The 19,300-nt window shown below is 49.4% G+C and carries 18 protein-coding genes, 1 tRNA gene and 1 pseudogene; 10 read left to right on the top strand and 10 right to left on the bottom strand.

Annotated elements, in window-relative coordinates; genetic code table 11:
• The first annotated feature begins 104 nt into the window (after positions 1-104).
• The 6 genes and pseudogenes from proB (at position 105) to BJP35_RS11575 (ending at position 5,299) form a co-directional block, all read left to right on the top strand.
• Entirely contained in the window at positions 105-1,208 is a 1,104-nt protein-coding gene (proB, locus tag BJP35_RS11595; protein ID WP_020882782.1) for a glutamate 5-kinase, read from the top strand.
• A gap of 11 nt (positions 1,209-1,219) precedes the next feature.
• Complete coding sequence (gene proA, locus BJP35_RS11590; RefSeq protein WP_014168771.1) at positions 1,220-2,473, top strand: glutamate-5-semialdehyde dehydrogenase; 1,254 nt, start codon at positions 1,220-1,222, stop codon at positions 2,471-2,473.
• Positions 2,474-2,584: 111 nt separating this feature from the next.
• Positions 2,585-2,660, top strand: a tRNA-Thr gene (locus BJP35_RS11585).
• A gap of 182 nt (positions 2,661-2,842) precedes the next feature.
• Positions 2,843-2,935: pseudogene (locus tag BJP35_RS24590) on the top strand (Arm DNA-binding domain-containing protein); the annotation flags it as partial.
• A gap of 64 nt (positions 2,936-2,999) precedes the next feature.
• Positions 3,000-3,389, top strand: coding sequence for a hypothetical protein (locus tag BJP35_RS11580; RefSeq protein ID WP_047744212.1), 390 nt, complete (start codon positions 3,000-3,002; stop codon positions 3,387-3,389).
• A gap of 194 nt (positions 3,390-3,583) precedes the next feature.
• Complete coding sequence (locus BJP35_RS11575; RefSeq protein WP_040016763.1) at positions 3,584-5,299, top strand: AIPR family protein; 1,716 nt, start codon at positions 3,584-3,586, stop codon at positions 5,297-5,299.
• 453 nt (positions 5,300-5,752) lie between these two features.
• On the opposite strand, the gene BJP35_RS11570 is transcribed toward BJP35_RS11575, so the two are convergent.
• Positions 5,753-6,394 (bottom strand): TetR/AcrR family transcriptional regulator, encoded by a 642-nt coding sequence (locus BJP35_RS11570; RefSeq protein ID WP_086463124.1) that lies wholly within the window; start codon positions 6,392-6,394, stop codon positions 5,753-5,755.
• 108 nt (positions 6,395-6,502) lie between these two features.
• On the opposite strand from BJP35_RS11570, the gene BJP35_RS11565 reads away from it, so the two are divergent.
• Complete coding sequence (locus BJP35_RS11565) at positions 6,503-7,195, top strand: DAPG hydrolase family protein (protein WP_040016765.1); 693 nt, start codon at positions 6,503-6,505, stop codon at positions 7,193-7,195.
• 184 nt (positions 7,196-7,379) lie between these two features.
• Here the strand turns inward: BJP35_RS11565 and BJP35_RS11560 are convergent, their stop codons facing one another.
• Together BJP35_RS11560 and BJP35_RS11555 are read right to left on the bottom strand one after the other, a co-directional pair.
• On the bottom strand, positions 7,380-8,762 hold the full coding sequence (locus BJP35_RS11560; protein WP_256971738.1) for a carbohydrate binding domain-containing protein: 1,383 nt from the start codon (positions 8,760-8,762) through the stop codon (positions 7,380-7,382).
• A gap of 87 nt (positions 8,763-8,849) precedes the next feature.
• Positions 8,850-9,614: a LecA/PA-IL family lectin gene (locus tag BJP35_RS11555; RefSeq protein ID WP_014168780.1), complete on the bottom strand. Its 765-nt coding sequence runs from the start codon at positions 9,612-9,614 to the stop codon at positions 8,850-8,852.
• Between the two features lie 787 nt (positions 9,615-10,401).
• Between BJP35_RS11555 and BJP35_RS11550 the strand changes: the two genes are divergently transcribed.
• On the top strand, positions 10,402-10,761 hold the full coding sequence (locus BJP35_RS11550; protein ID WP_086463122.1) for a LecA/PA-IL family lectin: 360 nt from the start codon (positions 10,402-10,404) through the stop codon (positions 10,759-10,761).
• A 404-nt stretch (positions 10,762-11,165) separates the two neighbouring features.
• On the opposite strand, the gene BJP35_RS11545 is transcribed toward BJP35_RS11550, so the two are convergent.
• Both BJP35_RS11545 and BJP35_RS11540 read right to left on the bottom strand, forming a co-directional pair.
• Positions 11,166-12,380 (bottom strand): L-dopachrome tautomerase-related protein, encoded by a 1,215-nt coding sequence (locus BJP35_RS11545; RefSeq protein WP_086463121.1) that lies wholly within the window; start codon positions 12,378-12,380, stop codon positions 11,166-11,168.
• A gap of 68 nt (positions 12,381-12,448) precedes the next feature.
• Positions 12,449-13,243: an SDR family NAD(P)-dependent oxidoreductase gene (locus BJP35_RS11540; protein WP_086463120.1), complete on the bottom strand. Its 795-nt coding sequence runs from the start codon at positions 13,241-13,243 to the stop codon at positions 12,449-12,451.
• 97 nt (positions 13,244-13,340) lie between these two features.
• On the opposite strand from BJP35_RS11540, the gene BJP35_RS11535 reads away from it, so the two are divergent.
• Positions 13,341-14,237, top strand: coding sequence for a LysR family transcriptional regulator (locus BJP35_RS11535; protein ID WP_086463119.1), 897 nt, complete (start codon positions 13,341-13,343; stop codon positions 14,235-14,237).
• Positions 14,238-14,342: 105 nt separating this feature from the next.
• Here the strand turns inward: BJP35_RS11535 and BJP35_RS11530 are convergent, their stop codons facing one another.
• Entirely contained in the window at positions 14,343-15,179 is an 837-nt protein-coding gene (locus BJP35_RS11530) for an alpha/beta fold hydrolase (RefSeq protein ID WP_086463118.1), read from the bottom strand.
• A gap of 262 nt (positions 15,180-15,441) precedes the next feature.
• Here BJP35_RS11530 and BJP35_RS11525 point away from each other — a divergent pair, with 262 nt between their 5' ends.
• Complete coding sequence (locus BJP35_RS11525; protein ID WP_032681595.1) at positions 15,442-16,062, top strand: LysE family translocator; 621 nt, start codon at positions 15,442-15,444, stop codon at positions 16,060-16,062.
• A gap of 53 nt (positions 16,063-16,115) precedes the next feature.
• On the opposite strand, the gene BJP35_RS11520 is transcribed toward BJP35_RS11525, so the two are convergent.
• Genes BJP35_RS11520 through BJP35_RS11505 form a run of 4 tightly spaced genes read right to left on the bottom strand, consistent with a single transcriptional unit; the run spans position 16,116 to position 19,281 of the window.
• Positions 16,116-16,790 carry a Crp/Fnr family transcriptional regulator gene (locus tag BJP35_RS11520; protein WP_256971735.1) on the bottom strand — a complete coding sequence of 225 codons (675 nt, stop codon included), beginning with the start codon at positions 16,788-16,790 and terminating at the stop codon, positions 16,116-16,118.
• A gap of 30 nt (positions 16,791-16,820) precedes the next feature.
• Positions 16,821-17,300, bottom strand: coding sequence for a hypothetical protein (locus BJP35_RS11515; RefSeq protein WP_078774976.1), 480 nt, complete (start codon positions 17,298-17,300; stop codon positions 16,821-16,823).
• Positions 17,297-18,076, bottom strand: a complete 780-nt coding sequence (locus tag BJP35_RS11510) for a winged helix-turn-helix domain-containing protein (protein WP_059305637.1) — start codon at positions 18,074-18,076, stop codon at positions 17,297-17,299. Before BJP35_RS11510 ends, BJP35_RS11515 begins: the two co-directional genes overlap by 4 nt.
• A 17-nt stretch (positions 18,077-18,093) precedes the next feature.
• On the bottom strand, positions 18,094-19,281 hold the full coding sequence (locus tag BJP35_RS11505; RefSeq protein WP_025205028.1) for an HD domain-containing phosphohydrolase: 1,188 nt from the start codon (positions 19,279-19,281) through the stop codon (positions 18,094-18,096).
• Positions 19,282-19,300 lie beyond the last annotated feature (19 nt).

Here is a 19,300-nt window from a genome sequence, read left to right as displayed (position 1 = left end):
AACAAAGTGTTTCGCGATGTGCTAAGGCAGTTGGCAACGGGGCTGACACCTGTTAAAACGTTCGTTTGACATCATTTTCCCTTATCGTTGAACGGCAGAGAATCATGAGTGACAGCCAGACGCTGGTGGTAAAACTCGGTACCAGTGTTTTAACAGGCGGATCGCGCCGCCTTAATCGCGCCCACATTGTTGAGCTTGTACGTCAGTGCGCTCAGTTGCATGCCGCAGGGCATCGTATTGTAATTGTGACCTCCGGGGCGATTGCCGCCGGGCGTGAACACCTGGGTTACCCCGAACTCCCCGCGACGATCGCCTCGAAACAGCTGCTGGCCGCCGTGGGACAAAGCCGGCTCATTCAACTCTGGGAACAGCTGTTTTCTATCTATGGCATCCACGTCGGGCAGATGCTGCTGACGCGTGCGGATATGGAAGACCGGGAGCGTTTCCTGAACGCGCGCGATACGCTGCGTGCGCTGCTGGATAACAACATCGTTCCCGTCATTAACGAAAACGATGCCGTTGCCACCGCTGAAATCAAAGTGGGTGATAACGATAACCTCTCGGCGCTGGCCGCAATTCTGGCAGGCGCTGATAAATTACTGCTCCTGACCGACCAGCAGGGGCTCTTCACCGCCGACCCGCGTTCAAACCCAGATGCTGAACTGATTACCGATGTACACGGTATCGACGATGCGCTACGCGCCATCGCAGGTGACAGCGTTTCAGGCCTCGGGACCGGCGGGATGGGGACCAAGCTGCAGGCTGCTGACGTGGCATGCCGTGCCGGTATCGACACCATCATTGCCGCGGGCAGCCGTCCAGGCGTGATTGGCGACGTGATGGAAGGCATCTCCGTGGGAACCCGCTTCCACGCGCAGGCCTCCCCGCTCGAGAACCGCAAACGCTGGATCTTTGGCGCACCGCCGGCAGGCGAACTCACCGTTGATGAAGGGGCGACCGCCGCAATTCTGGAAAGAGGGAGCTCATTACTTCCTAAAGGAATTAAAAGCGTGACAGGCAACTTCTCACGTGGTGAAGTGATCCGTATCCGTAATCTCGAAGGTCGTGACATCGCCCACGGCGTAAGCCGCTACAACAGCGATGCCCTGCGCCGTATTGCGGGTCACCATTCACAGCAGATCGACGCCATTTTGGGCTATGAATATGGCCCGGTTGCCGTGCATCGTGATGACATGATTATTCGTTAAGGAGCCAGAAAATGCTGGAACAAATGGGCGCAGCCGCGAAGGCCGCCTCTTACAAACTGGCGCTCCTTTCCAGCCGCGAGAAAAACCGTGTGCTGGAAAAAATCGCTGATTATCTGGAATCGCAGTCGCAGGAGATTCTGCTCGCCAACGAGCAGGATCTGCTGGAAGCGCGTCGCAATGGCCTGAGCGAAGCAATGCTCGACCGCCTGGCGCTGACCCCGGCACGTCTGAAAGGCATCGCTGACGATGTCCGCCAGGTCTGCAATCTTGCCGATCCGGTTGGTCAGGTCATTGATGGTGGGCTGCTCGACAGCGGGCTGCGCCTTGAGCGTCGTCGCGTGCCGCTGGGCGTGATTGGCGTGATCTATGAAGCCCGTCCCAACGTTACGGTTGATGTCGCTTCCCTGTGCCTGAAGACTGGCAACGCTGCCATTCTGCGTGGCGGGAAAGAGACCTGGCGTACCAACGCCGCGACCGTAAACGTTATCCAGCAGGCGCTGGAGGAGTGCGGCCTGCCGGCAGGTGCCGTACAGGCAATCGAGAGCCCGGACCGTGCGCTGGTGAACGAGATGCTGCGCATGGACAAATACATCGACATGCTGATCCCACGCGGTGGCGCGGGCCTGCACAAGCTGTGCCGTGAGCAGTCGACCATTCCTGTGATCACGGGCGGTATCGGCGTGTGCCATATCGTGGTTGATGACAGTGCCGAGATTGAACCGGCGCTGAAGATTATCGTCAATGCCAAAACCCAGCGTCCAAGCACCTGTAATACGGTTGAAACGCTGCTGGTGCATCAGGGCATCGCCAATACCTTCCTGCCTGCTCTGAGCAAACAGATGGCCGAAAGCGGCGTGACGCTGCACGCGGATGCCAACGCGCTGGCACTGCTGAAAGACGGCCCGGCGACGGTGGTACCGGTCAAAGCGGAACAGTACGACGACGAGTTTCTGTCGCTGGATTTGAACGTGAAGGTGGTTGCGAGTCTTGACGATGCCATTGCTCACATCCGTGAACATGGTACCCAGCACTCGGATGCGATTCTGACGCGTACCCTGCGCAATGCCGACCGCTTTGTGAATGAGGTGGACTCCTCCGCCGTATACGTGAATGCCTCAACCCGCTTCACCGACGGTGGCCAGTTCGGCCTGGGCGCAGAAGTTGCTGTCAGCACGCAAAAACTGCATGCAAGAGGCCCGATGGGCCTGGAAGCACTGACCACTTACAAGTGGATCGGCTTCGGTGATGATACGATTCGTGCGTAAATAATCACGGGTGATGCAAAAATAGCCGTTTGATTCAAAAGGGCATTGACGCATCACCCGGTTAGATCTAACCTTTTGCCCCGTGGTTACGCTCGTAACCGGCCTTTCAGGGCCGATATAGCTCAGTTGGTAGAGCAGCGCATTCGTAATGCGAAGGTCGTAGGTTCGACTCCTATTATCGGCACCATTCTAACGTCTCCTCAGGTCTCCTAAATTTCACCAAAATCCCTTATATACTGCGCTCTGAAACTCCACGTCTACAAAAATCTCCTGAAAATCAATAGTCAGTAGGTGCAAGGGTATTTGTACTTCGGTCTTAAGTAGGTATCTCCAGGTGAAACTTAATGCCACTAAGAGAAGGCTTACAAGTTGTCCGATGGTGATGGTCTGTATTTCTTGATCAAACCTTATGGCGGCAAATACTGGCGCTTAAAATATCATGTAGCCGGTATAGAGAAGCTGGGTTAGTCGGCAGAAGGTTTACGGCTGGATAGCTCGCGGTGAAATTGTAATTTCAGGCGATAAAGTGGATGTCGAAGCATCGCAGGCTAAACAAAATTCTGCTGGTGCTGGCGAACACCAGACTGAAATGACATGGGCGCAGGCCGCCGCATGGGTATGGAAGCATGACGGCGGGAAAGAGTTGCCGGCTGATATTGATGCTGGCCAGCGTATAGAGGCAGCAGCCGCTGAGCTGGGTTTTGATGTTCAGCACGAGCCCGATGAACAATTGCTGATTCTCTTCCGGCCGGATGAAGAAACCCACAGCTTCTATGGCAAAGACCGTGCAGCAGGCGCTTTACGGTTTCTTCGTTCTGAGCTGGCCTACGTTACCACAATGCACCCCGATACGCCGGATGACTGGAACAAAACAGGTTTAATGGCGCTCTGCCTGCTGGACGGCGAAAAACTGTAAACCCCCAGCCTAACCCAGCCCCTCAAACAGCACCGCCAGCGGGGACTTTTGGCTACACGCGCTCTAAGTTACTGTTGCTTAAAACTGTACCAATATAACCTACAATATTTGATTTAAAGAGCGGGAGATCACAAGCAGAAATCAGTCCTGTAAGGCATAATGGATAAAAATCATCTGTTTAAAAGGACTATACGATGTCGCATGTAAGTATCAATGATTTTAAGTTGCTTAATATTAAATGCCAAAAATACTTTGATTTATTCAGTAAAACTAATCAATTTGTTCAAGAAGTGAATGAACTTAAGTTACAACAAAGGTTTGGTTTTTATCTCTTCATGCTTGAATCATTATGTAATGAAAAAGATATAGATCGAATTAGTGATTACATTACAGATACTGAATACAACTCGTATTTATATGGTAACCGAAATGATGATCATGGTATTGATGCAATATTTATAGATAGTGAAGATAAGGAAATCAAGTTATTTAATTTTAAGTTCAGAGAACGATTCAAAGTTGACCAGAAGCAAAGTTTCAATGAGGCTTTTGTATCAACAAAACTTGTGAATTGTATTATGAATGAAAGTGTCGATGGATTAGAAGGCAAGTTGGCGTTGTATGTGACAAAAATCAATGAATTACTCAATGGGAATGAAGTATGGAAACTTTCTTTATATATGGTGAGCAATGAAGCTTTGCCTATAGAACATGATGAAAGTGCTATCCAACAATTGAAAAATGTATATGACATGGAAGTAATATCTATATGCCTTCCACATATAACAAGTATTATGTCAATACGTCCCGCTCCAATTAATGCGGAATTGATTATCGACAATGATTCTCTCATGTCTTATTCAGAGAGTTCAATTTCGACATCAAAATCGTATGTTATCAGACTAAATGCTGCAGATGTAATAAGAATTACTTGTCGCAATGCTGATTTGCGCGGAGATCACAATTGTGAGAACTTTGAATTACTGGCAAACGAAAAAATAGATTTTGGGGTTCTTTTCGATAACGTCAGGGGGTTTGTTCAACGCTCGCGCTATAATGCAGGCATAGCCAAAACCTTGCGTGAAGAACCAAATAAATTATTCATGTATAACAATGGGTTAACGATAGTATCTAATGATATTAAAGCTCACCCAGTAAATGGTCACAGGAAAGTTAGAATTAGTTTATCAGGAATCCAAGTCTTAAATGGTGGGCAAACGCTTAGAACACTTCATGATTTTAACGCGGTGGATAAATCAAATATTACAGAATATATTTCAAAAGGCGAACTTCTTGTTCGGATATTCAATGCGTCCAATAATGAAACTGCAAATAAAATAGCGGAATACACAAACAGTCAAAACTCTATTTCTAATGTAGACTTGAAATCATTAAGCACATTGCAAATACAACTAGAACAACTACTGGATGAGCATGGTATTATTTATTCTAGGAAAAATGGCGATACCGGGATTCATGATGAAAAAGAATACCGATACAAAATTAGTATGGAGCAATTCGGTCAGATACTTTTCGCTTATCAAGGTTTTCCTGAAAAATCTTCAAACCAGAAGCAACATATTTTTGGAAAATACTACGATAGTATTTTCAGCGAGGATAATTTTAATATTTCAAATGCACCACAGTTAGTGGAAAGTTATTACGAAATCAAAAAGGCTTATTCATCTTCAACCGATAGCATACAGAAAATAGAACAGAAGATTTTCTATATAATTTATATGCATAAAGTCAGAGAAGATTGGAGCTATGAAAAATGCATCAATATGCTTGAAGAAGCTTTATATTCTTATTATCCGCTCAGCGATGTTAGCCTCACTGATGCACGAAAAATGATTCAGGTACGATTCAGGGAATCAGTGTACGAAATGTTGTCCGATAATGAGCTTTAGTTTGTGCTTCTAAATATTAGAGGGTTCTATTTTGAACCCTCTTTTTTAATTTATAACTTATCTTCATTTCGTGCGGTAAATTTAACACCTTGGTTATCATTTGCTCAGTACTTAAAGAATAAATAAAAGTGATGATTGTTTGTCCATGTTCATAGTCGGCAGTGTGGGGGGATTTTGGGGGGTATCTTAGAAATTGAAATGAATAAAATTACTCATGAATCAATTAAATAATAGGTGTTGTTTTATTCATATTATCGCGACAAAAAATCCATTAAAAACAACAAATTAAATAGTTTATCAGTCCCAGGTTACGATCTTTTTCATATTCTATAACCAACAGTTACCGCTATGGTTAACAGTTGCTATCAGAGATGTAAGTACGTAGCGAACTGTAGTTGTATAGCTCGCACAAATACTAAGCGTGACACTCCACACGAATCGCCACGTACTATGTCATTTCTCACCTTGCCTGAACATAAGTAAAATAAAAGGCATACAAGAATCCAAATGTGCCTCAATATCTGCTTTCTCAACGGGATGAGTTATACCAATCGCCGCCTGCCGAAGAGGTTCGGCGACACACATGGCGAGTATGACTTTGGCACTGGTATCTGCAGGTAACATCGGCAACCAGCCCTGTTTTTGCTGCCGTGTAATCCACTCAGTGAGTAATTGTTGGCCGCGCGCTATGCCATTTTCAGTGTATTTCTTGAGGAGATCATCTTTACCAGGAAATTCAGTATTGAGAAGACGAAACATTTTCACGGCGGTTACTGATAGCGCCTGACCACAAATCGCAGCCAGTAATTTTCTTAGCGCCGGTAAAACGTCATTCTTATCTGTCGGATCGCTCTGCAGGAGTGGGGCGTAGTTATCCGTCCAGTTTCGAACCGAAAGGCCAAGCAATTCCTCCCTGTTTTTCGCAAAGCGATAGACGGTCTTTTTGGCAACGCCTGCATGCGATGCAACCGCCTCAATTGTTGTGGCGTCATAGCCTTTATCAAAGAGCAAGGCCATCGCGCTACAAATGATTTGTTTCTTCACCTCTTCCTCAGGGACTGAGGGGCGTCCGCGTGGTTTGGTTGGTGAGGTCATCCTTGAGATTCCTTTTCGCTTGTCATACGACCATTCTATCGGTAATGTTTAGGAAACGCACTTCGTTTCCTAAATGGTGCGAACTTCCGAATGCTAATGGAGAAAAAAATGCGACAACACGATATTGCCAGGCCCTGGCTGGATTATTCGGCATTGCTTGATCCTTCTCCCATGCCGCTGGAGACAGGTATTAAACGTCTTGATGACGGGAGTCTGCTGGTCGCCGTACGCACTGATTTACATGGCTGCAAAGGACGTATGATTAACTGGTGGTTTACCTTCTTTGAAACGACGCAGCATATAAAATGGTGGCATCCCGTTGATCATGTTGAACATCGTGGATGGGATGCCAACTGGAAGCGTGGGGAAAGTTTTTACGGCGCAAGCATCCATGCAGTTGAATCATTAGCTGAAATCCCTCCCATTCCCGCGCGTCTTAAATTCCATCACCCTGCATCGGTATTTGGCGAAATGGCTGTCGACAAGGCAATGGGGGATGGGAGTGTCTCGGCAATCATTGCCGCAAGGATAGGCTTCGGTGAAAAAACTGAACTGGATAGCCAGGGCGACCCGCTGGACGGACAAATGCTACATGTTGTCCGGGATACGCCTTTTGGTTGTGTGCTGCGTAGCCGGTTTATTCTGGGTATGAGTAATGACGACCACGCTGAACCTGCCGATGACGTTGGATTAGCGCTCATGCGACACTGTTATACAGAGTTCACGTTCTTGTCTCGTTTCCTGCCTTCTTTGTATTACGGCGAGAAAGCGAATGATGAGAAAATTGCGCTTCCCTGGTAACTCGCGGGTTTAAATGCTCAGGTAAACCTGTCGACGAGGGTAATCATGCCCTCCGTGTATTACCGGGCCAGACCAACGTTATCTCAAGCGTGACGCACACTGGCTAAGCAGTGATGCCTGGTTTAACCAACGCGTAGCCAAACCGGCATCACTTCATATCTGAAATGAATTCAGCGTAACAAAATCAATCGACTGATTTTACTGTGATTCCAGTTATGCTGAAATCGTTACCGTCACCGCTGGCTTTATGGCTGAAAATTTCCAGCACATTATCGCCCTGTGCCGCCGTAAACTCTCCTGACAGCGTGACCCACTCGCCTTTCACGGCAAGTGCTGTAACCGAGGTAATATCCTGGCCTGCCACCCGCAGTGACAGTTCGGGTATCACCTTGTAGTCATTGTCCCTGCGAGCCTGAAGGCTGAAGCGATAGCGTTTCCCCGGCTGGAGTTCCGAATAATGTTTATAAAGCAGCACACCATTGTGTGTCCGGCCTTTAACATTGGTGGTCGGAAAACGAATCATGGTCGCGCCACCTTCTGAGTAAAACTCATGCTCAGGCGTTGCCGGTCCAAATTGCCAGTGATTCAGATGATTATTCGTAAACTTACTCTCATCCAGGAAAGGTGTTGGTTCGGGACTGACAGGGGCAGTGTCCGGCGCAGCGGGGGGTGAGGAGGGGGGCACCGGTTTGTTGTGATGTTCCTCACACGGGCAAGGGGGCGTATTTTCTTTGCAACGACAGTCGCTGGCGCAAGCGTCAATCAGGTTCTTAAGCACATCGGCAAGCGTATTCACTGCCCGGACAATTTCAGGGGCCTGTGCGCACAGATCGCTGCCATTACCAGGCGTCTTCGCTGGCGTTTTACCTTCCAGCGCATCTGCTTCTTCTTTTTTGTTCGCCACGCTGTCCTGTTGCGTGGCCTTACTGGCGCAAATGGTGCTTTTTAAAACCGAGGCAAAATCGGCAATGCCGGAGGTGTAGATATAATGCTCACCACCCGTACGAAGCGCCAGGCGCTTGTATTCCCGAACCATGGCTTTCTCATCATCCGGGGTGGGATAAGGTAATGAGACATGAGGCGTGCCCAGATAGGAGTGGATTTTGACACCGTACTCCAGGGCGGTGGCAATGGCATCATCGCAGGCTTTGATGCGGCCCGCATCCAGGGTCATCTCCCCGCCTTTCAGACTTTCGTCTCCCAGCACAAAAACATTCTTTTCAGCGCCGTCACGCCAGTTGTAATGACGGATAACATCCTCCGCAGCTGGCGCCACATCTTCCTGAGCGGGGTTCCCCTCTTTGACATACTCTCTGCCTTTCAGGGCGGACGGGTTAGCACCGGCCTCGCTCGTCAGGAACTGACGGACCGTTTTATTAAATTTGGTGCCGGCAAAAACGCCTTCGATACCCAGAAAATCAGTTCGTAAATCCGAAGGGCAGGCTTTTCTGGCCTCCTCAATGGCGCTCTCAAGTTTTGCACAGAGCGCTTCCGCTTCATCCTTCATTGAAAGACTGCTGTCGATGATGAAAACCAAATCAACTTTTTTATTGTCCATAATGCTCATATCAGGGGCTCCATTAACGTTCATTTTTGTTTTCCAGTGAACCGGCAGGGAAGGCAGTGGATGGCACGTTGCCTCCCTGCGGGCATTTCAACCGAGCACAACAAACCTGACGTCATAGCCTCCCGTATTATTGGCGTATTCAGACGCAACATTTGTATCGTTAAAAATGAATGAAATTTCGCCATCAGCAGGGACTTCCCAGTCGCTACCGCCGCTTCCGATACCGTAAATATGCTCACCCGCTTTGATCAGTAATTTCCCCGCCAGTGCTTCTGGCAGGACAAAAGTGGGATCCGGTTTTTGCGCTGAGGGATGCTGGCTGTCGCCGTCAGGTCCAAAGCTGCGACCGCGGCTGTCGTACTGAGCGGTACCGGCAGCAATCAGCATCACCTTGTCCCCTTTGCTCACGGATACGCCGGTGTGGGTCCAGTCACTGCGCGTTGCGGGAACATGACCTTTCCAGTCCGCCTTTTGAGCCGCCGCTTTCTTTTCGTCTTCAGCGATATACACAACCGCGCTGAAAGCGCCGCTGTTGTCGCGATGTGAAGAGTCACTGACCACGAGAATCAGCTCACCGTCTTCCGGTACTGACCACTGGTAAACACCACTGCCAATGTCATAGCTTTTTCCGGATGCACTGAATCGGGCTTTCAGCACCTTATCGTTCCGTAAGACAAAGCCCTCTTTTAGCCTGCCGTATGGCGATGCCAGGGCGTAGTCTTCCTTACCGTATTTAATCCATCCTTCCGCAATAATACTGATTTTTTGCCCGGCTTTTAGTTTAAGTCCGGTATTAATGCCCGTGTCAGCAGTTGCGTCAATATTGCCCGACCATGCAGGTGAAACAGTCATATAATTCTCCGTAATCGTGACAGCGTAGAGCGTCCAGCTTGTCAGTGGTATGAGGTAATAAATAGCCTATAGATAATGTTTTTTGTTACTAAGGGGTACGGCATTCACAATCAGAATATAAACAGATATGCCACTCAGCAAATAATATTCTGGAAATGATGCTGATGATTTCTGTTCGTCTCCCGTCTGCTGCAGTTCTGCGAATTAAATATTAGGATTAATCTCATGCTGTGTTTTGTTACTCCAGAGCGGTAATGTGTCCGCGTGAGAGGTATATGTTGAAACCAAAAAAGTAATACACAGGGTAACTAAGTGGATATTTGTTAACCCATTCCTTTTCCGTCGGGGAGGCGTGAAATTAAGTGGAAAGGTAGATGTTTTTTATTGGGCGGATATCACGGCAGGCGGTGCTGTAATGCGCCCTCTCACTGCTTTGTGTACCTATTATTACCGCCATTCGGGTATGGTAATTAATTTACTAAAGGTATAATTACAGTCATGATTAAAAGTGCGATTACTCCTATAGTTAACATTAAAATTAATTGCAAATCAGTGACTTAGTGTTTGATTGTGTTGGTGGATTTATATAAATCGCAGCGTAAAAAAAGAAATGGCATTATTCTTTCGACATAAGTCTGGAAAAGATAAATATATTCATATGCATCCATGATGAAATGTTATGAATACTAAATGTGATGTCTGTCACATGCAGGGGGGGGGTTGTCTTTGATTGATGAAAAGCACGCATCAAATGTAATGTTAATGAAGTTTGATAAAGGAGAATAGCATGACGGCTAAGCCAGAATGGTCCGGAGAAGTTCCTGCAAACATTCCTGCCGGTATTAATACAGGCCTGCAACTGAATGCCGGTGATGAGATAACGATAATGGCCTCTGGCTGGATTAAATACGGTAAAGAAGAATTTGCGCTGGCGGTGCCGGATGGCAGGGTGAAAGAAGGGCTCATTACCTGCAATGATAAGGTGCTGAAGGCGAGATTTGATACCTCTGGCAAAGGTTATGATATAGGCGGTGGAGTATATAAATGGGCGGCTCCCCAGAGCGGTATCCTGCATCTGTATATTGCCGATACAGAGGTTGGATACTCTGATAATACCGGTAGTTTCAGCGTCAATGTATACCGGTAAGAACGGGGCGTTTCGGATACAGCGATTTCAGCCCCATTGATATGGCGGCAGGGATTATGTCCGGCGTTCTCAAACCGATATCTTATTCATTCCAATATTATTCGCAGAACTCAGCAGATGATAAGAAGACTAATCAACAATATTCTCTGGTACTCTACCGGGTGGGTGTTTTTTGGCTTGATAGTGCTCAGTGGAATCGCAGGGGGACTGGCGGCTTCAGTCCTGCATTTTACTACAACGGATGCATTCCTGGCTGCATTTTGCCTTTTTCTGTTGCTGTCATTGCCCGTTTGCTTCTGGCTGCACCGGTTATCTCGCATACACCGCCGTCAGTAATGTACACGCCCACAAGGAGAGTCCCTGTGAGCGTGTAGTGTTTCCAGTACGGAGCATGCGCAGTCGCGTTACTGGCGCTTATCCTGCAACGCCTTCAGGGGTAAACGCCATACGTCATAGCGCTCCTGGCCAGGTTTGACCGCGCCAGCAAAATGGTCGTTCAGGCTGCTGGAGGTAAAGATCAGATCCCCGTCCGGATTGATGGCCGGCGTGTCCGGCCAGTGTACGCCGTCGTTTGACGCCATCAGGGTCATTGAGCCGCGCTTCGGTTCATACCTGACAATACCGTTGTGTGTCACATCGGTGATATAGAGGTTGCCTTTGGCATCGGTCAAGATACCGTCGGTATTGCCTCCCACCGAACCAAGATCCCGGATCTGCGCCGCAATCTGCGCATCGTCAGCACCAGGCTTTCGAAGAATGTCAGTCGGTACCGCAAACGCATGGGTCCCTGTCGTCACCGTCCAGTAGAGCGTGCCGGTATCCGGAGACAGCGCAATACCGTTGATGCCAATCAGTAATGGATGACCTGGCCAGACTTCAGCCCCGTGCGAGACGACTTTCACACCCGGCTCAATCTGCAGGTCTGGATGACGGTCGAGCACACGTCGGGCAGTGCCGGTTGCGAAATCGGCGATGATAAGACCGACGCGGTTCTCAGGCGCACTGCGCGAGCCGCTGTCGGAGATGTAGGCGACACGGCGCGTCTCATCAACAACCACATCATTGAGGAAACTCGCCTTGCGGTCTGCCACGCCATCCAGTGGAATGCGTTTGATCGTGCGGCCGGTATTCAGATCCAGCACCATCAGTTTCTGCGAACCCACGGGGGATTCCGCTTCTCCCGCGACGAACCCCATATCCAGGGCCCACAGCCAGCCATTCTTACGGTCAATATAGAAGCCAAGCACGTTACGCAGGTTCTGGTCGGGAGCGGTTTCCACGGCATTCCCCTCGCGGGACGGAAATGCCGTGAGGCGCGCCGGTCCGGTCTGCACGGTCGTATCAAGAATACTTAACGTCGCGGGCGCATCGGCTGAAACCAGTCGAGGGGTACTGACAAAGGCTCTTCCCTTTGCATCAAAGTGGATGCCTGCGATGGGCGCGTTAACCGAGCCGGAAAACGGCGTCGGCGTTTCCCCCTTCTCAGGCGTATTCCAGGTTACGCCGGTATAGCTGCGCCAGCGCTCAAGAGGGGCCTGATTCGCTGCGCTGGCTATGCTCGCAAAAGAGAACAACATTGCCATCGCGATGGCGGACATATTACGGGTACGTTTGAACATTTCTATGCTCCGGTAAATAGGGGAAAGCAGGGGACACTGGTTCCCCTCAGGTCATGACGGCTGCTGCATTAAAGAATGGAGCGGAAAGTGCCGCCTTCGACGCGCACCGCGGCACCGTTAGAGGCAGCGCCCAGCGGGCTCGCCAGCAGCGCGACCATCGCGGCTATCTCATCAGCATCGATCATTCGCGCGATAAGAGAGCTGGGACGGTAGGTCTGGAAGAAATTCGCTTCGATCTCCTGGTCGGTCATACCCGGTGCAGGTGCGGTCTGGCGCAGGTATTCGATAATGCCGTCGGAGCGGGTCGCTGAAGGCAGTACGCTGTTGACCGTAACGCCCGTCCCCTTCGTGAGTTCGGCCATACCGCGCGAAACGGCGAGTTGCGCCGACTTACTGACGCCGTAATGCACCATGTCTGGCGGCGTGAACGCGCCGACTTCGCTCGACATAAATATCACCCGGCCCCAGTTGCGTTCCAGCATGCGCGGGAAGTAATGCCGTGACAGGCGAACGCCGGACATGACATTGATGTTGAACATGTTCAGCCACTCATCATCGGTGATGTCGACGAAGTCTCGGGCTTCGTAAAAGCCCAGGTTATTGATGAGAATATCGGTGTCAGGGCAGGCCGCGATCAGGGCTTTTGCCCCCTCAGCGCTTGCCAGGTCGGCAACGATGGCGGTGACCTGCGCCTGAGGCTGAGCGGCGGTAATGTCTGCCAGGGCGTTTTGCAATTTCGCGTGGTCACGACCAGTAATGGTGACGGCCACGCCTTCGCGCGCCAGCGTGCGGGCGATGGCCAGACCAATCCCCGCGGTTGCGCCAGTAACGAGTGCTGTCTTACCGGTGAGTTGAAGATCCATGATTTTACCCTCTGGTGATGAATGCGCACACTTTACTCATCGCCCAACTGGAGATAAATTAGCGGAATTGAAAAACATTTGTTCCTGAAAGAGCATAATGAGCAGAAAATTCGATTATCTTGGCGATGTTGAGGTCTTCATCGCTGTCGTTGAACACGGCTCATTTACTGCTGCTGCCGTCGCCCTGTCCACCACGCCCTCGGTGTTGAGTCGTGCGGTTTCTCGCCTTGAGACGCGTCTGGGACGACAGCTTTTACAGCGAACCACCCGTCGGGTAGGCCTGACCGAGGCAGGGCGAGTCTATCTGGAGCAGGCGCGCTCTGCTTTTTCCCTGCTGGATGAAGCTGGACGTGATGGGCAGGGCCAGGAAGGCGATCTGACCGGACGCGTGCGCATGAGTGTACCGACTACCTACGGGCACTATCGCCTGCCGCCCTTGCTGGCGCGATTCTCCCAACACTACCCGCGCGTTCAGGTGGATCTGAACATCACCAACCGCAACGTCGACCTGATTGCTGAAGGGTTCGATCTGGCGATTCGTTTGGGTCAGATGCCCGACAGTGGTTTAGTCGCGCGTAAACTGGAGGATGCCGCTTTGCTGCTGGTCGCATCACCCGCGTACCTTCACAGGATGGGGACTCCGCAAACGCTGGATGATTTGCACCGACACATGTGTCTGCCGTTTATTTTGCCGCGCACCGGTCGCATCGCTCCGTGGGTGTTTCGGGAAGACGAACGCGATGTGGACTGGCTACCCGCTTCACCTATCGAAACATCGGATGATGTGCTTGGCGTTGTCTCCCTGGCTGAACACGGTATGGGGATTTGCCAGAGCTATGAGTTTATCGTTCGGGACAGGATACAGCGCGGTCAGCTGGTGGAGGTGCTTCCTCACCTTCGCGGGCGCTCGCGGCCGTTCTCGGTGATCTTCGCGCCACACCGGCGCCAGTCCGCTGCCACCCGCGCGATGATTGATCTCCTGACCACGCAATAACGACATGTTGGGGCGCTGATAGGGGGTTTAATGCGGTGGAGGGATGAAATTAAAACGTAATTCAGGATAGCTGAATAGCTACCCTGAATAATGCTGGTAATGATTTTATTTCTTAATGAATGCCAGTATATCTGAGTTTATAACATCAGCATGGGTGGTGTGCATTCCGTGAGGGAAACCAGGATAAATAATTAACTGACTATTTTTCAGGAGTTTGTCCTGCATAATCGCTGCATTCTTATAGGGGACGACCTGATCGTCATCGCCCTGCATGACCAGAACAGGTACAGAAATCTGTTTCAGATCTTCAGTTTGGTCTGTCTCTGAGAATGCCTTAATACCCTCATAATGAGCAATCGCACCGCCGTTCATACCCTGGCGCCACCAGTTTTGAATTGTGCCCTGAGAGATTGCTGCACCGGATCGGTTAAAACCGTAGAAAGGACCTGAGGCGACATCCAGATAGAACTGGGCGCGGTTAGCGGCAAGTGCCTTTCTGAAATCATTGAAGACCTCAATCGGCGTTCCGTCTGGGTTGGCGTCAGTTTTTACCATGAGGGGAGGGACGGAGCTGATGAGAACCGCTTTTGATACGCGTCCCTGAGGTTGTCCGAATCTTGAAACATAGCGAGCAACCTGTCCTCCACCGGTGGAGTGGCCTACATGGATAACATTCTTCAGATCCAGATGCTCAACGACGGCGTTAACATCAGATGCATAATGGTCCATATCATGCCCGTGGTTCACCTGGTCTGAGCGGCCATGACCGCGGCGGTCCGTAGCAATAACGCGATAACCGTGGGCGAGGAAAAATAGCATCTGATTATCCCAGTCATCTGCGCTCAGCGGCCACCCATGGTGAAACATGATGGGTTGCGCTGATTTATCGCCCCAGTCTTTAAAATAAATACTTACCCCGTCCTGTGTGGTTACATATGGCATAGTTGTTACTCCTGTATTGATATCCTGTGGCATATAGCCTTGAACTAGCGGTATTAAAACTACGCCTTGTTACCCGTAACGTATAATCGAGTTCACCGATGAATAAAATCAGTTACGCCTTACCTGAAGTTACCTCTGCATAACCCGTAAGCCGGATAAAACACGACGCAGATTCTGGGAAGAAGAGTACCTGTACCCCCCTCTTTTTGGTGTTGCAGCAATGTTAACTTTCCAATACGCTCTGTGTTTTCGGAGTAGCACCATGACTGTCACCGATGCCCTTCTTGCTTACACTCTCGCTGCCACGCTGTTGACCCTCACTCCCGGGCTGGATACCGCGTTAATTCTCCGCACTGCCGCTGCGGATGGCAGTAAAAAAGCAATTCACGTCGCGCTGGGTATTGATACGGGTTGCTTTATCTGGGGCGCGCTGGTCGCTTTCGGCCTGGGAGCACTACTGGCTGTCTCCGAATTCGCGTATTCCTTTTTAAAGTGGTGTGGGGCCTTCTATCTCTGCTGGCTGGGCCTCCAGTTATTGTTACGCCCGCGTCAGCAGTTCTCGCTTTCCTCTGACGGTAATGCCCGCAGCAGCAACGGTTTTTTACGTGGCATGTTGGGTAACGTGCTAAACCCTAAAATGGGTATCTTCTACGTTTCTTTCCTGCCGCAGTTTATTCCAGCAGGTCATTCACCGTTCGTGTGGACATTTTTGCTCGTGAGTATTCATGTGCTTATTGGCACGCTCTGGTCGTTAACGTTAATTATCGCAACCGGCTATGCGGCAGAAGTATTGAAAAAGCCCGCGGTCGTTAAATGGATGGACAGAACGACCGGCGTAGTGTTTCTGCTGTTTGCTGCCAGGCTGGCCATGAGTAAGCGCTAATTAAGCGCCACCCGTAATATCGGGTGGCTTCTGACAACACGCCATGGAAACGCTCAGTAGTGTAATAAGGTAATTTCTTTTTTATTCATTAAGACCCTCTGCTGCTCAACCAGCGCCGCCAGCGCACGCGCCAGTGTCGACTGGGAAATACCCAGTAATTGCGCCAGTTCTTTTTTAGTGAGCGGCAGTTCAATCGCGCGGTGCTCAAAGCCATACTCTTTTCGGATATCCGCGATAAGCTGGATAAAATCACTGACCTTCTGTAAACCGTCGCTCTTCACCAGCACGTTAATAAACAACTGTTTTTCTCTGGCTGAACGGGAGAGTATACGAATGATAAAGTGGGTGAACGTGCTGGTTAGCTGGCTTATCTCATAAAAATGCGTTTTTTTTAGCTCACAGATTTCCACGTCTGTAGCAGCCTGCACGCTATATTGATGCTGGCTGGTGAAGAGTTCTTCTGCACCAAAAATTTGCCCCGGCAGCAGGATCCCCTGAAGAATCTGCTGCGTATCGTAAATTTTAGCCACGCCGCTTCTCAGGGCATAGAGCGCAGTTACCGGGGTGCCGCTTTGATAAATAAAGGCATTTTTCGATATACGTTTACCGCGCGCCAGATCGTGGATAAACAGGGGGTCCTGGCGGTCAAAAAGATAGGCCTGACACACGTCAGCAAAACCGCATTCTGAGCAACTGACACACCGGGATGTTTTCTTTTTTGTCGACACAATATCCTCCATGCGATCATCAAACTATCTTTATGACTGGATAACACAATTCATCACGGGCGACAGCGTATTACCGATAGTGATAAAACTGTCGCCATGTTTTTTCATATACATGGAATGCTCGCCGCTTAAAAAGAATACTTTAATAGCCAGAGAGGACAGATTTTCGGGCGTGTTATCATGTGCCAGCTTTTCCTGCTTGAGGATCTTCACCGTATACGCATTGCTGGAGGTATTAAGGTACTTAAACTTTACGTAGCGGGAAAAAGTGTAATTTTTGCCCTGGTAATCTATGTCGCCGTATAAATTAGACTGACCTGTTTTATCCTCGGAAAATTCAAAGGCAACATTTCCTGAAAATGTAAACGGTTGGTCATTTGAACCATCTTTATAGGAGAAATTCGCAAAGCAGCGATCGTTTATATACGTTGATGGACGTACAACAATACCCCAGAGAAGCGTGCCTGTAAGTACAGTTATTATCGTCGCGAATACCAGTGCGTTTTTCATTTCATTTCCCAGTTAAATGCATAATGGTTTTCGCAATAGATCAACGTGTTGTTTTCTGAGTCCAGGGGACAAAAAGCGTAAAAAATTCTCCCGCGGCTACCATAAAACACGTTCGGCTGTATATTCACCATCAGTTGAGCTGCATGCAACGCACATTTCTCTTTGAGACTGGGCTGAGCAGAAAGCAACACGTCAATCAAATGCTTTCGCATATCACCAGAAAGATGTTCAAAAGTGTTGACGCTACACTTCCCGAGATGGCCAATCATCGTGAGTTCGTCATATCGCTGATTTGGCTGTTCCTTGCGCCAGACCCAGATATTGGCTATTAGCAGCACAACAATACCGACTGTTGCCCATATATATCGCTGTGGGAATCTTTTCTTTCTGACCCGGCGAGGGCTAATATTCTCGAGTTTAGTGACACCTTCAGTGGTGTCTATAATCTGCACATCAATATCAGAAGAAAAGAAAAAGCCCACTTTGGGGACAACAATAATCGTTTCTTCAATATCTGTCAGGGAGGTCAGGGTCTTACGTAAAATACTCACATACTGATTAAGTGAGGAGCTGGAACTGGTATGTCCGGCGGACTCCCACACCTGTTCCAGCAGATACTGACGTTCAAGAACGGCTCCCGGCGTTGCAATCAGCAACGAGAGAATACGATTCGCCGTGTTTGTCAGTTTTTTGCCTTCAGGTGCCTCAGCGCCTGGAATAGTGAGTTCACCACTTTCCGTATCGTAGACAACTGTATGGGCAATCAAATATTTCATTATTTATTCTTAGGGCGTTAACACTTCGCAACGAGCGGTTTAACAGAATTAATATTATGGCCCAGCAATGTCACAATGTCCCAGTCCAGACGATAATTTGCGGCCTCTTCACGAAGAATACTCATGGCTTTATCGCTGTCCATTCCTCGTCGGTAGGGACGGTTCTCTGTCATTGCGGTAAAAACATCCGCTACGGCCAGAATTCGTGACGGAATATCCAGCGACGCGGCGCCTAGCCGGAAAGGATAACCGCTGCCATCCAGACGTTCATGATGATTGGCTGCCCAATCCACGATGCTGCCGAGTTCAGTAATAGGGTGTAGCATGACCAGCGTTTTGTAGCTGTGCTGCTTCATACGGGCGTATTCATGATCTTCAAGCTTGCCGTGTTTTTCGAGAATAGCGAGCGGCGTAAAGAGCTTGCCGATGTCATGTAAATAACCTGCAATGCAGATTTTTTCCTGCATATCGCGGTCATAGCCATAAAGTGCAGCCAGACGGGCCGCCACATGGGCCACGCTGGCGCTGTGAGTGCGGGTGAAGCTGCTGTATTTATCGACAATTTTTGAAATCAGCTGGCACACTTCAAGAAAGTCATGATGATCGAGCATGTCGTGTTGCAGAGGGCTAATGGCATTAAGCACCTGGTCTTGTGCCGGGTTACAGAGCCTGAACCAGAAGCCATCCTGGCGACTCGATTCATACAGGGCATTCGAAAGCACATCAGGCCACTGCTCAGGCCGTGCAAAGAAGCGGGCCAGGATATCCTCGCGCTGTGCGACAAAATCGCCTTTAACCTCGCGCAGGAACAGTTCGAACGTATCGGCCATATGCACCAGATGATGTACCAGAGGGAGCGTATTGTTGTCTGATATTGACCATTCGCTGTGATGATTTTCCAGAATGGCGGTCACCGGCTGCAGAAAACGAATGCCCGCCGTCATTGACCCACCCAACTGTTCATGGCCATCCTGAAAGCCATCACCTCCCGGCATGATGTGTGCGCGATCTTTACTGAGTGCACCAATATCATGAAGCATGCCGGCCAGAAAGGCCGTCTTGATTCCGGAGTGATCAAGTCCTGCCTGATGGCTTAAATACCAGGTGATGATTGCCGTGCGTTGCAAATGATTTACCAGGTCAGCAGAGACCGGATAAATAATTCGATGTAATAAGTTAAGCACGGTTTGAACAGATATATTCATGGAAACCCTGAGCTAAATA

The organism is Enterobacter sp. J49, from assembly GCF_002148625.1.
GTDB lineage: Bacteria > Pseudomonadota > Gammaproteobacteria > Enterobacterales > Enterobacteriaceae > Enterobacter > Enterobacter ludwigii.
Note: the sequence above shows the minus strand (reverse complement) of the source record. Positions and strands in the feature narration are given on the sequence as shown.